We start from the raw sequence: 14,467 nt of genomic DNA on the forward strand, positions 1-14,467 counted from the left end.
GGGACTGGAGCATGCAACTGAATTCCACCGAAATCAGCGAACTGATCAAGCAGCGCATTGCTCAGTTCAGTGTTGTGAGCGAAGCTCACAACGAAGGTACTATTGTTTCTGTAAGTGACGGTGTTATCCGCATCCACGGCCTGGCCGACTGTATGCAGGGCGAGATGATTTCTCTGCCGGGTAACCGTTACGCTATCGCACTGAACCTGGAGCGCGACTCCGTAGGTGCAGTTGTGATGGGTCCGTACGCTGACCTCGCCGAAGGCATGAAGGTGAAGTGTACTGGCCGTATTCTGGAAGTTCCGGTTGGCCGTGGCCTGCTTGGCCGTGTGGTCAACACCCTGGGCGCGCCGATCGACGGGAAAGGTCCGGTTGATAACGATGGCTTCTCGCCAATCGAAGTTATCGCCCCAGGCGTTATCGATCGTCAGTCCGTCGATCAGCCGGTACAGACGGGTTATAAATCCGTTGACGCCATGATCCCAATTGGTCGTGGTCAGCGTGAATTGATCATCGGTGACCGTCAGACCGGTAAAACCGCGATGGCAATCGATGCGATCATCAACCAGCGCGATTCCGGCATCAAATGCGTATACGTCGCTATCGGCCAGAAAGCCTCTACCATTGCTAACGTGGTACGTAAGCTGGAAGAGCACGGCGCACTGTCCAACACCATCGTTGTTGTGGCAACCGCTTCTGAATCTGCTGCACTGCAATACCTGGCGCCGTATGCCGGTTGCGCAATGGGCGAATACTTCCGCGACCGCGGCGAAGATGCGCTGATCGTATACGATGACCTGTCCAAACAGGCAGTCGCTTACCGCCAGGTTTCCCTGCTGCTCCGTCGTCCGCCAGGACGTGAAGCATTCCCGGGCGACGTATTCTATCTCCACTCTCGTCTGCTGGAGCGCGCATCCCGCGTTAACGCTGAATACGTTGAAAACTTCACCAAAGGTGAAGTGAAAGGTAAAACCGGTTCTCTGACCGCACTGCCGATCATTGAAACCCAGGCGGGTGACGTTTCTGCGTTCGTTCCGACCAACGTAATTTCTATTACCGATGGTCAGATCTTCCTGGAAACCAACCTGTTTAACTCCGGTATTCGTCCGGCGGTTAACCCGGGTATCTCCGTATCTCGTGTGGGTGGTGCAGCTCAGACCAAGATCATCAAGAAACTGTCCGGTGGTATTCGTACCGCACTGGCGCAGTATCGTGAACTGGCGGCGTTCTCGCAGTTTGCGTCCGATCTGGATGAAGCGACCCGTAAACAGCTGAGCCACGGTCAGAAAGTGACCGAGCTGCTGAAACAGAAACAGTATGCCCCTATGTCTGTTGCACAACAGGGCCTGGTGCTGTTCGCAGCTGAGCGCGGTTACCTCGAAGATGTGGAACTGGCGAAAATCGGTAGCTTCGAAGCCGCTCTGTTGGCTTTCGCTGACCGTGATCACGCTCCGCTGATGCAAGAGATCAACCAGTCCGGTGGCTATAACGACGAAATCGAAGGCAAGCTGAAAGGCCTCCTCGATTCCTTCAAAGCAACCCAATCCTGGTAACGTCTGGCGGCTTGTCTTAGGGCAGGCCGCAAGGCATTGAGGAGAAGCTCATGGCCGGCGCAAAAGAGATACGTAGTAAGATCGCAAGCGTCCAGAACACGCAGAAGATCACTAAAGCGATGGAGATGGTCGCCGCTTCCAAAATGCGTAAATCGCAGGATCGCATGGCGTCCAGCCGTCCTTATGCAGATACCATGCGCAAAGTGATTGGTCACCTTGCAAACGGTAATCTGGAATATAAGCACCCCTATCTGGAAGAACGCGACGTTAAACGCGTGGGCTACCTGGTGGTGTCGACCGACCGTGGTCTGTGCGGTGGTTTGAACATTAACCTGTTCAAAAAACTGCTGGCGGATATGAAAGCGTGGTCCGATAAAGGCGTTCAGAGCGAGCTCGCGATGATCGGCTCTAAAGGCGTCTCTTTCTTTAATTCCGTAGGTGGCAACGTTGTCGCTCAGGTGACTGGTATGGGTGATAACCCGTCCTTGTCAGAGCTGATCGGCCCGGTAAAAGTAATGTTGCAAGCCTACGACGAAGGTCGTCTCGACAAGCTTTATATTGTTAGCAACAAATTTATCAACACCATGTCTCAGGTACCGACCATCACTCAGCTGCTGCCGTTACCGGCTGCAGAAGATGAAGAGTTGAAGCGTAAATCCTGGGATTATCTGTATGAACCTGATCCAAAAGCGCTGCTGGACACTCTCCTGCGTCGTTATGTTGAATCTCAGGTTTACCAGGGTGTTGTGGAAAACCTGGCCAGCGAGCAGGCCGCACGTATGGTGGCGATGAAAGCCGCGACCGACAATGGCGGCAGCCTGATTAAAGAGCTGCAGTTGGTATACAACAAAGCTCGTCAGGCCAGCATTACTCAGGAACTCACCGAAATCGTCGGTGGTGCATCCGCGGTATAACCAGGTTAATTCGTAGAGGATTCATGATGGCTACTGGAAAAATTGTCCAGGTAATCGGCGCCGTAGTTGACGTCGAATTCCCTCAGGATGCCGTACCGCGCGTGTACGATGCTCTTGAGGTTAAAAATGGTAACGAGACGCTGGTGCTGGAAGTTCAGCAGCAGCTCGGCGGCGGTATCGTACGTACCATCGCCATGGGTTCTTCTGACGGTCTGCGTCGTGGTCTGGAAGTTAATGACCTTGCGCACCCGATCGAAGTCCCGGTAGGTAAAGCTACACTGGGTCGTATCATGAACGTGCTCGGTCAGCCGATCGACATGAAAGGCGACATCGGTGAAGAAGAGCGTTGGGCGATTCACCGCGCGGCACCTTCCTATGAAGAGCTCTCCAGCTCTCAGGAACTGCTGGAAACCGGCATCAAAGTTATCGACCTGATGTGTCCGTTCGCCAAGGGCGGTAAAGTCGGTCTGTTTGGTGGTGCGGGCGTAGGTAAAACCGTAAACATGATGGAGCTGATCCGTAACATCGCGATCGAGCACTCCGGTTACTCTGTTTTTGCGGGCGTGGGTGAACGTACTCGTGAGGGTAACGATTTCTACCATGAAATGACCGACTCCAACGTTCTGGATAAAGTATCCCTGGTTTACGGCCAGATGAACGAGCCGCCGGGAAACCGTCTGCGCGTTGCGCTGACCGGCCTGACCATGGCTGAGAAGTTCCGTGACGAAGGTCGTGACGTTCTGTTGTTCGTCGACAACATCTACCGTTATACCCTTGCCGGTACTGAAGTATCCGCACTGCTGGGCCGTATGCCTTCAGCGGTAGGTTACCAGCCAACGCTGGCGGAAGAGATGGGTGTTCTGCAGGAACGTATCACTTCTACCAAAACCGGTTCTATCACCTCCGTTCAGGCGGTATACGTACCTGCGGATGACTTGACTGACCCGTCACCAGCCACCACCTTTGCGCACCTTGACGCAACCGTGGTACTGAGCCGTCAGATCGCGTCTCTGGGTATCTACCCGGCCGTTGACCCGCTGGATTCCACCAGCCGTCAGCTGGATCCGCTGGTTGTTGGTCAGGAACACTACGACACCGCGCGTGGCGTACAGTCTCTGCTGCAACGTTATCAGGAACTGAAAGACATCATCGCCATCCTCGGTATGGATGAGCTGTCTGAAGAAGACAAACTGGTGGTAGCTCGCGCACGTAAGATCCAGCGCTTCCTGTCCCAGCCGTTCTTCGTAGCGGAAGTATTTACCGGTTCTCCGGGCAAATACGTCTCCCTGAAAGACACCATCCGTGGCTTTAAAGGCATTATGGAAGGCGAATACGATCACCTGCCGGAGCAGGCGTTCTACATGGTTGGTTCCATCGAAGAAGCAGTGGAAAAAGCCAAAAAACTTTAACGCCTTAATCGGAGGGTGATATGGCAATGACTTACCACCTGGACGTCGTCAGCGCAGAGCAACAAATGTTCTCTGGTCTGGTCGAAAAAATCCAGGTAACGGGCAGTGAAGGTGAACTGGGTATTTTCCCGGGTCACGCACCGCTGCTCACCGCCATTAAGCCTGGTATGATCCGCATCGTAAAACAGTTCGGTCATGAAGAGTTTATCTATCTGTCCGGCGGCATTCTTGAAGTGCAACCGAGCAGCGTGACCGTTCTGGCTGATACCGCTATTCGTGGCCAGGATCTCGACGAAGCGCGAGCCCTGGAATCGAAGCGTAAAGCAGAAGAGCACATTAATAGCTCTCACGGTGACGTGGATTACGCTCAGGCGTCTGCGGAGCTGGCGAAAGCCATCGCGAAACTGCGTGTTATCGAGTTGACCAAAAAAGCGATGTAACACCGGCTTGAACGTTAAAAAGCCAGTCTGGTTTCCAGGCTGGCTTTTTTATGGCTGCGTTCCAGTAAATATGAAACTGAAAATGTGTTTTATTATTTTGTGATGCATATCACAAAAATGTTGATCGGTTAAAAAATGAGGCGTAGACTCTTTTTTGTGAAGTTCATCACAGAAAATAACCTTCAGTCAAAGCAGGAAACCATTATGAAACTGATCAACAAAATCATCGCTCTCTTCAGCAACATGAACATCTCTTTCGGTACGTTCAATCATTAATTGCTGATATGCCGAGTGGCGCCACGCTTACCGTTGTGTGATAAGCGAGCGCCATCTGGCTACATCTTCAGTTCCGCCAGCACCGCCCCACTATCCAGCACTTTCCCCTTGTTGTTCACGCTCTGCCCTTTCTCAATAAAATAATTCGTCTCATCAATATTTCCGACCACCGCATCGTCATAGCGGCCCGGCGCACTGCGCACGGATTTGTTGTGGGTGAATTTCCCCTGAGTGGAAGCATCACCATAGGGGCTCGGACGAAAAATAAAGTTAAAGCGTTGATTATCCGCAGCGATATTGTTCTCTACCACCAGCGCACCAGGATTAAAATTGTCGGTGAAACCGTCCAGATGGTTAGCAATCGCTTTACTGTTCCGCACCTGATGCGCCACTGGCTGCCCTTCTCCCCCCAGTTTGAAACCGTTGCTGGTATTGTTGCTGGCAATAGAATTCTCTATCACCACAACACCGTTGCCGCCGTCCTCAATCTTATTAAACAAATCAAAGCCGTCATCAATATTGTCATGGGAGTAGCATCTCTCCAGGCGGTTACCGTCACCGACGCGCATCTTCACCGCGAAGCCGTCAGCGTTGATTTTGCCGGGATCTTCATTCCCCCAGGACTCAGCATCGATCACGCGGTTATGGCTCGCCCACAGTGCGCGACCAATGTTTTCCGGTGAGGAGATCTGAATGCCGGTATCGTCATTACGCCAGGCGACCACTTTTTCGATCACGTTATGGCTACCCTGCACGCGCAGGCTCTTGTCGGTAACGCCAATACCTTTGATATGCCAGTAGCTGGCATCAACCAGTAAACCGTGGACCACCGTTTTGCCATCGGCTTGCAGCGTTTTTGGTTTATCACGCAAGCCGCTGGCGGTGAGCGGGATCTCTGCCCGGGCATAATCTCCGGCTTTCAGGTTAATCGTCCCGCCTGGTGGCAACAGAGATATAGCGGTCGGCAAATCCAGAGGTGATGCAGCGGTACCTTCACCATCCGCTTTACCATCGGCGGCGGCATATAGAGTAGAAGCCATGGTTCCGGCAACCCTTTCGACAGCGAACGTCTGCGAAATGGGCGTTATCTCTTTACCGCTTGTTGGTGTAAAGGTCAGTGCAAAGGTGTTCTCTGCCGCCAGGTGAGTTGGCAGGGTATACATTTCACCTGCTTTCACCGGTTTTTCATTACCGATCACCACTTCGTTCTGCCGCACGCTAAACAAGCCATCATAATTAGCGCGTGCCTGCACCGTGTAGGCTTCGCCAATGCTCTGGGCGGGAGAGGCTATTTGTACGACAACCGGCAACGGCTTAGCCTGCCAGGGTTTAGAATCAATAGTCTGGGCTTTGCTGGTGGTTAATGTGGCATCGCTAACCACAATTTTGGCGTTACGCGAGGCAAAAAAACCCACGTAATAGTGGTCTTTATTTTGCACCGAAATCAAATCGGCGCGCGGTACGCTGCGGCTGACCCATTTATCACTCCCCTGCGGCGCCCATGCGCTGATAAAACCGTCGTTGGTACGTTCTAGTTTCAGGCGAAAGGTTGGCGTCTGGCGAAGATCAATCTCTTCCTGATAACTCTGTTTCGATATAGTGGCACCGGCATTCCCCCACGGCTGGCTAATCCCCTCGCGGGTAATCGCTTGCATCTTCACGCGGAAATTATCTTTTTTATCCTGCGTCATAATGGCGTTCATCACCATATTTGATGCCGCCGGAAACTCTTCATAACCCTCTTTCAGCGGCTGCTGGCGCGGAGCACCAATCACGTCTCGTACCAGCAAACCTGCACCTTCCTGCGCGGCGGGTTTTGCTCCGTTTTCAGGACCGAACTGTTCAACGGTAATGGTTGCCTGTAAGACAAAATTTTCGTTACCAGGAAGTCGGGTATAAAAAAACGTCAGTCCGTCGTGAGAATTGGCAATTTTGCCGCCACGGCTTTCAATAGTGATCGGATTTGTTAACGTTGCTTCATCCGCAACAGAGAGCTTTTTACCGGCGATGGTGACATCATTGACGCCTATTTTTTCCGGTAACACATTCGATGAGAAATTCATGTCGGTAGATTGCCCAAAAGCAATTGCTTTCCAGACAGGGGCTGTTGCAGCCAACGCAGGAATGGAAATAAGTGAACTGCAAATCGTGAGGGCCAGAGGTATTTTATAATTCATTTTATTCTCCTGATTGATAATTGCCTGCCATTATCATCAAGATGAAACGGTGTTTCTTTTTTGTACGTCACACTCTTTGATAATTAAAACGCTGTTTTGTTTTTGTGCGATCTTTATTCAGGGTGAGAATAATGGCTAACTCATTGTATGAATTAGCACCAGCGGGAAATGGCGCTATTTTTCAGCGGCAAACTGATTTACTCTGCGCACCAAATAGTCTTCAAATGGCCTGAAATAGCGGAACTTGAGCGTTTCGTCGGCAATCCATTTCATGCTACAAAATATGTAGAATTTTCAACACGAAAGAGGTTTACTTCTTTCCCAAAATAGAGTCAGGACGCAAATGTTGAACACAAAAATGAGTGTGGTGATCCTTGCTGCGGGCAAAGGTACACGCATGTATTCCGATCTTCCCAAAGTGCTGCATCCGCTTGCAGGGAAAGCGATGGTTCAGCATGTCATTGATACCGCAACTGTTCTTGGCGCGAACCACGTCCATCTGGTGTATGGCCACGGTGGCGATCTGCTCAAACAACGCCTTTCTGACGATAAACTCAATTGGGTTCTGCAAGCTGAACAGCTGGGTACTGGCCATGCGATGCAGCAGGCTGCACCGTTCTTTGCGGATGACGAAGATATTCTCATGCTCTACGGTGATGTGCCGCTGATTTCGATGGAAACACTGGAACGTCTGCGTGCTGCAAAACCGCAAGGTGGGATCGGTTTGTTAACTGTAGTTCTGGATGACCCTACTGGATATGGCCGCATCACGCGCGAAAACGGCATGGTGACTGGTATTGTTGAGCAGAAAGATGCCAGTGAAGAGCAGCGTAAGATTAACGAAATCAATACCGGTATTTTGATCGCCAATGGCGGCGATATGAAACGCTGGCTTGGTAAACTCACCAACAATAATGCCCAGGGTGAATACTACATCACCGATATCATTGCACTGGCTTATCAGGAAGGGCGTGAAATCGTCGCTGTGCACCCGCAGCGTCTGAGCGAAGTGGAAGGCGTTAACAATCGTCTTCAGTTGTCACGCCTGGAACGCGCTTATCAGTCTGAGCAAGCCGAAAAATTGCTGCTGGCAGGCGTTATGCTGCGCGATCCTGCGCGTTTCGATCTGCGCGGTACGCTGGAGCACGGGCGGGATGTCGAGATCGATGCTAACGTCATCATTGAAGGTCACGTTAAGCTTGGCGATCGCGTGAAAATTGGCGCCGGTTGCGTTCTGAAAAACAGCGAAATTGGCGACGATTGTGAAATCAGCCCATATAGCGTTGTGGAAGATGCTCGTCTGGAAGCGGAATGTACCATCGGGCCTTTTGCGCGTTTGCGCCCGGGCGCTGAACTGTTGGCTGGCGCGCATGTCGGCAACTTTGTGGAAATGAAAAAAGCGCGTCTGGGGAAAGGTTCGAAAGCGGGCCATCTGACTTATCTGGGCGATGCAGAAATTGGCGACAACGTGAATGTCGGTGCAGGCGTTATTACCTGTAACTATGATGGCGCGAACAAGCATAAAACTATTATTGGTGATGATGTCTTCGTTGGTTCTGACACGCAACTGGTGGCACCTGTCACAGTCGGTAAAGGTGCGACGATTGCCGCCGGTACCACGGTGACGCGCAACGTTAACGAAAATGAATTGGTTTTAAGCCGCGTGCCGCAGGTCCAAAAACAGGGCTGGCAGCGTCCGGTGAAGAAGAAGTAACGATTTCAGGGATGAGGGGAAAGATAATTCCCCCGCCCGCATGCAGTACCTATAAAAATAACCCCACTCTCTACAAGGCTCGGGGAGTCCGATAATCGGACACTTACACTCAGTAATTCGCGTTGTACAAAGGCAGCGTCGAAGAATGACGTGTAAACAGGTTGACCGACAACAAAAGGCATAATGCCAAAATCGGAATCAAAAAATATGTGTGGAATTGTTGGCGCAGTCGCGCAGCGTGATGTAGCTGAAATCCTTCTCGAAGGCCTTCGTCGTCTGGAATACCGTGGTTATGACTCTGCTGGTCTGGCGGTGGTTGATGCACAAGGTCATATGACCCGTCTGCGCCGTCTTGGTAAAGTGCAGATGCTCTCTCAGGCGGCGGAAGAACACCCGCTGCATGGTGGCACCGGTATTGCTCATACGCGTTGGGCAACGCATGGTGAACCGTCAGAAGGCAACGCGCATCCGCATGTTTCTGACCATATTGTGGTGGTGCATAACGGTATTATCGAAAACCACGAGCCGCTGCGTGAAGAGTTAAAAGCACGCGGTTATGTGTTTGTTTCTGAAACGGATACCGAAGTTATCGCGCACCTGGTGCACTGGGAACTGGAGCAGGGCGGCACGCTGCGTGAAGCTGTACTGCGTACTATTCCTCAGTTACGTGGGGCATATGGCACTGTCATCATGGATACGCGCGATCCGGGTACGTTGCTGGCAGCGCGCTCTGGCAGCCCGCTGGTTATTGGCCTGGGCATGGGTGAAAACTTTATTGCATCCGATCAGCTGGCCTTGCTGCCGGTTACCCGCCGCTTTATCTTCCTTGAAGAGGGCGATATTGCTGAAGTGACTCGCCGTAGCGTGACTGTTTTCGATAAATCTGGCGCGCAGGTTAAACGCCCTGATATCGAATCTAATCTGCAATACGACGCTGGCGATAAAGGTATTTACCGCCACTACATGCAAAAAGAGATCTACGAGCAGCCGAACGCCATCAAAAACACCCTGACTGGCCGTATCAGCCATGGTGAAGTTGATCTGAGCGAACTGGGGCCGAATGCCAACGAACTGCTGTCGAAAGTTGAACATATTCAGATCGTTGCCTGCGGTACGTCTTATAACTCCGGTATGGTTTCCCGCTACTGGTTTGAAGCGCTGGCGGGTGTTCCGTGCGATGTCGAAATCGCTTCTGAGTTCCGCTATCGCAAATCTGCGGTGCGTCGAAATAGCCTGATGATCACCCTGTCGCAGTCTGGCGAAACGGCGGATACGCTGGCGGCACTGCGTTTGTCAAAAGAGCTGGGTTATCTGGGTTCGCTGGCTATTTGTAACGTTCCGGGTTCTTCGCTGGTGCGCGAATCCGACCTGGCGATGATGACCAAAGCCGGTACGGAAATCGGCGTTGCATCAACCAAAGCGTTTACCACTCAGCTCACCGTGTTGCTGATGCTGGTGGCGAAACTGAGCCGCCTGAAAGGGCTGGATGCGGCCATTGAGCACGATATCGTTCATGGTTTGCAGGCGCTGCCGAGCCGCATTGAACAGATGCTGTCGCAGGATAAACGCATTGAAGCACTGGCAGAAGATTTCTCCGACAAGCATCATGCGCTGTTCCTTGGCCGTGGCGACCAGTATCCGATCGCACTGGAAGGTGCGCTGAAGCTGAAAGAGATCTCCTATATTCATGCCGAAGCCTATGCCGCAGGTGAACTGAAACATGGCCCATTGGCGCTGATTGATGCCGATATGCCAGTGATTGTCGTTGCGCCAAACAACGAGCTGCTGGAAAAGCTGAAATCCAACATCGAAGAAGTTCGCGCCCGTGGCGGCGTGCTGTATGTCTTTGCCGATCAGGATGCCGGTTTCACCAGCAACGACAATATGCACATTATCAATATGCCGCATGTAGAAGAGGTGATCGCGCCAATCTTCTATACCGTGCCGCTGCAACTGCTGGCTTACCATGTTGCGCTGATCAAAGGCACCGACGTGGATCAGCCGCGTAACCTGGCGAAATCGGTTACTGTGGAATAAGGTCTTAAGCTTGTCATAGTGTAGAGAGAGGTTGCCTGATGGCAGCCTCTTTTTTTAAGGATAGCCATGAGTTTGTTGGAAAAAATGGCAGGTGCAAGATTGCTTGCACTCATCAATTATTGCCGGGGTGTTGATGCGGGAATAGCGGGTCGCAAGCTGGCACAGTTGAAGCTGGCGGCGGAGGCATTTAAAGAGATGCCAAAGGCCTATCCTGCAGGCAGAGGCGGGATGACATTTTATGGCAGCGTAACGGTAGTGTTTTATGCCTTGTTACTAAGCTATGTTTGCCTTGCGCTGACGGTGAAAACCGCCATTGGTGGCCTGGGTTTCATCGCAGGTGTAGCGGTATTTTTAGTCCTGGTCGTGGCGCTCATCGGCGTAGAAAAAGGGCGCACGCTCTCCTTAAAATTATTCCTGGCTGTCTGGTTGCTGTTATGTGTTTGCAACGTGCCAGTGGCAGGATGGCTTCTCATTGCTCCTTTTTCCGCACTGTCTCTGGTTTTTTGGGGGAGTAGTATGGTTCTGTTATGGCTGACGCGGAAAGTGATGAATGGGCCGGAACTCACGAAATTAATGCAGTGGCGTGTATCGCTAAAAATAGCCCAATTCCGGCGTCAGGCGTTGACGCAATCCAGGCGTAAATAAAGTGATAAGCGGTGGCTTTTTCTCGCGTTTTGTTAGGACTTCTTGTCAGATTCAGCTACGTTTTTAATGTCATAAAACTAAAATCTTGCTGACATTTTATCGTCATCAACTTTTTTATCTCGCTGATAAATCATCCTGAATTCGTTAAATCTGGCCGTAATCCGTTGCTGTCATCAAACAGTAACAATCTTTGCATATAACTGTCATCAAAGTGTCCTATTTTGCTCATCGTAGCCACTAAACAACGATTTACGATTCTTGCAGGAGACATTATGAACGTTATGCGTACCACTGTCGCAACTGTTGTCGCCGCGACCTTTTCTCTGAGTGCATTTGCTGTAAACGCAGCTGCCAGCCTGACAGGCGCGGGCGCAACTTTCCCGGCGCCGGTGTATGCCAAGTGGGCTGATACCTACCAGAAAGAAACAGGTAACAAGATTAACTACCAGGGTATCGGTTCGTCTGGTGGCGTTAAACAAATTACTGCTAAAACTGTTGATTTCGGTGCGTCCGATGCCCCGCTGGCTGACGACAAACTGGCTCAGGAAGGCCTGTTCCAGTTCCCGACTGTGATCGGCGGTATCGTGCTGGCAATCAACGTTCCGGGTGTTAAATCCGGTGAACTGGTGCTGGACGGTAAGACCCTGGGTGATATCTACCTGGGTAATATCAAAAAATGGGATGACGCGGCTATTGCCAAACTCAATCCAGGCCTGAAACTGCCTTCACAGAACATCGCTGTGGTTCGCCGCGCTGATGGTTCCGGTACCTCCTTCGTTTTCACCAGCTACCTGGCGAAAGTGAACGAAGAGTGGAAATCTAAAGTCGGTTCTGGCTCTACCGTTAACTGGCCGACCGGTCTGGGCGGTAAAGGTAACGACGGTATCGCCGCGTTCGTTCAGCGTCTGCCGGGCTCTATCGGTTACGTTGAATATGCTTACGCTAAGCAGAACAACCTGACCTACACCAAGCTGCTCTCTGCCGATGGTAAAGCGGTTAGCCCGACGGAAACCAGTTTCTCCAACGCGGCTAAAGATATCGACTGGAGCAAGTCTTTCGCACAGGACCTGACTAACCAGAAAGGTGCGGACGTGTGGCCAATCACTTCCACCACGTTCATTCTGGTGCATAAAGAACAGGCTAAACCTGAGCAAGGCGCTGAAGTGCTGAAATTCTTTGACTGGGCCTACAAAAAAGGCGGCAAACAAGCTAACGATCTCGACTACGCAACCCTGCCGGATAGCGTTGTTGAACAAGTTCGCGCTGCCTGGAAAGCAAATGTGAAAGACAGCAGCGGTAAAGCACTGTACTAAGTACTGGTTTTTGAAGAACATGGCGGATGGCGCTTACACCATCCGCCTTACAGATCTTCTGTAGGCCGGCAAGCGCAAGTGCCTGCGGGCAAATTCGTAAGACGTTAAACTGAAGAGTAATTTATGGCTGCAACCAAGCCGGCATTTAATCCCCCGGGTAAAAAAGGCGACATGTTATTCAGCGCACTGGTAAGACTGGCTGCGCTGATTGTGTTATTGCTGCTCAGCGGCATTATCGTGTCCCTGATTTTCTCCTCATGGCCAAGCATTCAGAAGTTTGGTTTTTCTTTCCTGTGGACCAAAGAGTGGGATGCGCCGAATGACGTCTACGGGGCGCTGGTACCGATTTACGGCACCATTGTTACCTCGGTCATCGCGCTACTTATCGCGGTTCCGGTGAGTTTTGGTATCGCGCTGTTTCTGACGGAGCTGTCGCCAAACTGGCTGAAACGCCCGCTGGGCATCGCCATTGAACTGCTGGCGGCGATCCCGAGTATTGTGTACGGCATGTGGGGGCTGTTTATTTTTGCTCCGCTGTTCGCGACTTACTTTCAGGAGCCGGTGGGCAATGTCCTTTCTAACATTCCATTTGTCGGCGCGCTGTTTTCCGGCCCCGCATTTGGTATCGGCATTCTGGCCGCCGGGGTGATCCTCGCCATTATGATCATTCCGTACATTGCGGCGGTAATGCGCGATGTATTCGAACAAACACCGGTGATGATGAAAGAGTCGGCCTACGGCATTGGCTGCACCACCTGGGAGGTTATCTGGCGTATCGTGTTGCCATTTACCAAAAACGGGGTGATTGGTGGCGTAATGCTGGGGCTGGGGCGCGCACTGGGTGAAACCATGGCGGTGACCTTTATCATCGGTAACACCTACCAGCTCGACAGTGCTTCACTGTTTATGCCTGGCAACAGTATTACCTCTGCACTGGCGAATGAGTTTGCCGAAGCCGAATCGGGCTTGCATGTCGCGGCATTGATGGAATTAGGGCTTATCCTGTTCGTGATCACCTTTATCGTATTGGCCATTTCTAAATTTATGATCATGCGCCTGGCGAAAAACGAGGGGGCACGCTAATGGCTACGCTTGAAATGCAAAGTACCGCGCAACTGGCTGAATCGCGCCGCAAAATGCAGGCGCGCCGCCGTCTGAAAAACCGCATTGCCCTGACATTGTCGATGGCGACGATGGCCTTTGGTCTGTTCTGGTTGATTTGGATCCTGCTGTCGACGGTTACCCGCGGTTTTGATGGTATGTCGCTGGCGATGTTTACCGAAATGACGCCGCCGCCAAATACGGCGGGCGGTGGCCTGGCTAACGCCCTGGCGGGCAGCGGCCTGTTAATTCTCTGGGCGACGGTTGTCGGTACACCACTGGGCATTATGGCCGGGATTTATCTGGCGGAGTATGGCCGTAAATCACTGTTGGCTGAAATTATTCGGTTTATCAACGACATCCTGCTTTCAGCGCCTTCTATCGTGGTTGGCCTGTTCGTTTACACCATCGTTGTCGCGCAGATGCAGCACTTCTCCGGTTGGGCCGGTGTGATTGCGCTGGCGCTGTTACAGGTGCCGATTGTCATCCGTACTACGGAAAACATGCTGAAACTGGTGCCGGACAGCCTGCGCGAAGCGGCTTACGCGTTGGGAACGCCGAAATGGAAGATGATTTCCGCCATTACCCTGAAAGCCTCGGTTTCCGGGATTATGACCGGCGTGCTGCTGGCTGTCGCGCGTATTGCGGGTGAAACGGCGCCGCTGCTGTTTACCGCGCTCTCCAACCAGTTCTGGAGCACCGATATGATGCAGCCTATCGCTAACTTGCCGGTGACGATTTTCAAATTCGCTATGAGCCCGTTTGCCGAGTGGCAGCAGCTGGCCTGGGCCGGGGTGCTGATCATCACTCTCTGCGTACTGTTGTTAAATATTCTGGCGCGCGTCATTTTCGCGAAGAGTAAACACGGTTAATTTTTGCGACGCGGCG

Annotated in this window: 11 protein-coding genes; 10 read left to right on the plus strand and 1 reads right to left on the minus strand. The window is 51.9% G+C overall.

Features of this window, described 5'->3' with window-relative positions; genetic code table 11:
* Positions 1 to 11 precede the first annotated feature (11 nt).
* Genes atpA through DFO56_RS23625 form a run of 4 tightly spaced genes read left to right on the plus strand, consistent with a single transcriptional unit; the run spans position 12 to position 4,316 of the window.
* Entirely contained in the window at positions 12 to 1,553 is a 1,542-nt protein-coding gene (atpA, locus tag DFO56_RS23610) for a F0F1 ATP synthase subunit alpha (protein WP_017458046.1), read from the plus strand.
* Positions 1,554 to 1,603: 50 nt separating this feature from the next.
* Positions 1,604 to 2,467, plus strand: coding sequence for a F0F1 ATP synthase subunit gamma (gene atpG, locus DFO56_RS23615; protein ID WP_017458047.1), 864 nt, complete (start codon positions 1,604 to 1,606; stop codon positions 2,465 to 2,467).
* A 26-nt stretch (positions 2,468 to 2,493) separates the two neighbouring features.
* Positions 2,494 to 3,876 carry a F0F1 ATP synthase subunit beta gene (atpD, locus tag DFO56_RS23620; protein WP_017458048.1) on the plus strand — a complete coding sequence of 461 codons (1,383 nt, stop codon included), beginning with the start codon at positions 2,494 to 2,496 and terminating at the stop codon, positions 3,874 to 3,876.
* Between the two features lie 20 nt (positions 3,877 to 3,896).
* Positions 3,897 to 4,316, plus strand: coding sequence for a F0F1 ATP synthase subunit epsilon (locus DFO56_RS23625; RefSeq protein WP_017458049.1), 420 nt, complete (start codon positions 3,897 to 3,899; stop codon positions 4,314 to 4,316).
* A 335-nt stretch (positions 4,317 to 4,651) separates the two neighbouring features.
* On the opposite strand, the gene DFO56_RS23630 is transcribed toward DFO56_RS23625, so the two are convergent.
* The gene (locus DFO56_RS23630) at positions 4,652 to 6,769 is read right to left on the minus strand and encodes a right-handed parallel beta-helix repeat-containing protein (RefSeq protein WP_045507306.1); all 2,118 of its coding nucleotides are present in this window, start codon (positions 6,767 to 6,769) and stop codon (positions 4,652 to 4,654) included.
* A gap of 343 nt (positions 6,770 to 7,112) precedes the next feature.
* On the opposite strand from DFO56_RS23630, the gene glmU reads away from it, so the two are divergent.
* The 6 genes from glmU to pstA all read left to right on the plus strand — a co-directional run bounded on the left by glmU (position 7,113) and on the right by pstA (position 14,451).
* Positions 7,113 to 8,483, plus strand: a complete 1,371-nt coding sequence (gene glmU / locus DFO56_RS23635) for a bifunctional UDP-N-acetylglucosamine diphosphorylase/glucosamine-1-phosphate N-acetyltransferase GlmU (protein ID WP_045507309.1) — start codon at positions 7,113 to 7,115, stop codon at positions 8,481 to 8,483.
* Positions 8,484 to 8,690: 207 nt separating this feature from the next.
* On the plus strand, positions 8,691 to 10,520 hold the full coding sequence (gene glmS / locus DFO56_RS23640) for a glutamine--fructose-6-phosphate transaminase (isomerizing) (RefSeq protein ID WP_045507931.1): 1,830 nt from the start codon (positions 8,691 to 8,693) through the stop codon (positions 10,518 to 10,520).
* Between the two features lie 66 nt (positions 10,521 to 10,586).
* Positions 10,587 to 11,165, plus strand: coding sequence for a hypothetical protein (locus tag DFO56_RS23645; RefSeq protein WP_045507312.1), 579 nt, complete (start codon positions 10,587 to 10,589; stop codon positions 11,163 to 11,165).
* Positions 11,166 to 11,437: 272 nt separating this feature from the next.
* Complete coding sequence (pstS, locus tag DFO56_RS23650) at positions 11,438 to 12,478, plus strand: phosphate ABC transporter substrate-binding protein PstS (protein ID WP_020455856.1); 1,041 nt, start codon at positions 11,438 to 11,440, stop codon at positions 12,476 to 12,478.
* A gap of 123 nt (positions 12,479 to 12,601) precedes the next feature.
* Positions 12,602 to 13,561, plus strand: coding sequence for a phosphate ABC transporter permease PstC (gene pstC, locus DFO56_RS23655; RefSeq protein WP_017458058.1), 960 nt, complete (start codon positions 12,602 to 12,604; stop codon positions 13,559 to 13,561).
* Positions 13,561 to 14,451, plus strand: coding sequence for a phosphate ABC transporter permease PstA (pstA, locus tag DFO56_RS23660; protein WP_017458059.1), 891 nt, complete (start codon positions 13,561 to 13,563; stop codon positions 14,449 to 14,451). The genes pstC and pstA overlap by 1 nt, the downstream gene beginning before the upstream one ends.
* The last annotated feature ends 16 nt before the right edge of the window (positions 14,452 to 14,467 follow it).

Origin of the sequence: Kosakonia sp. AG348 (assembly GCF_003337365.1) — a bacterium.
GTDB lineage: Bacteria > Pseudomonadota > Gammaproteobacteria > Enterobacterales > Enterobacteriaceae > Kosakonia.

Bases quoted from the DNA above. Each gene is read 5' to 3' on its own strand.
- atpD (WP_017458048.1), top strand. From the start codon at position 2,494: ATGGCTACTGGAAAAATTGTCCAGGTAATCGGCGCCGTAGTTGACGTC.
- DFO56_RS23645 (WP_045507312.1), top strand. From the start codon at position 10,587: ATGAGTTTGTTGGAAAAAATGGCAGGTGCAAGATTGCTTGCACTCATC.
- atpG (WP_017458047.1), top strand. From the start codon at position 1,604: ATGGCCGGCGCAAAAGAGATACGTAGTAAGATCGCAAGCGTCCAGAAC.
- DFO56_RS23625 (WP_017458049.1), top strand. From the start codon at position 3,897: ATGGCAATGACTTACCACCTGGACGTCGTCAGCGCAGAGCAACAAATG.
- DFO56_RS23630 (WP_045507306.1), bottom strand. From the start codon at position 6,769: ATGAATTATAAAATACCTCTGGCCCTCACGATTTGCAGTTCACTTATT.
- pstS (WP_020455856.1), top strand. From the start codon at position 11,438: ATGAACGTTATGCGTACCACTGTCGCAACTGTTGTCGCCGCGACCTTT.
- pstA (WP_017458059.1), top strand. From the start codon at position 13,561: ATGGCTACGCTTGAAATGCAAAGTACCGCGCAACTGGCTGAATCGCGC.
- glmS (WP_045507931.1), top strand. From the start codon at position 8,691: ATGTGTGGAATTGTTGGCGCAGTCGCGCAGCGTGATGTAGCTGAAATC.
- pstC (WP_017458058.1), top strand. From the start codon at position 12,602: ATGGCTGCAACCAAGCCGGCATTTAATCCCCCGGGTAAAAAAGGCGAC.
- glmU (WP_045507309.1), top strand. From the start codon at position 7,113: ATGTTGAACACAAAAATGAGTGTGGTGATCCTTGCTGCGGGCAAAGGT.
- atpA (WP_017458046.1), top strand. From the start codon at position 12: ATGCAACTGAATTCCACCGAAATCAGCGAACTGATCAAGCAGCGCATT.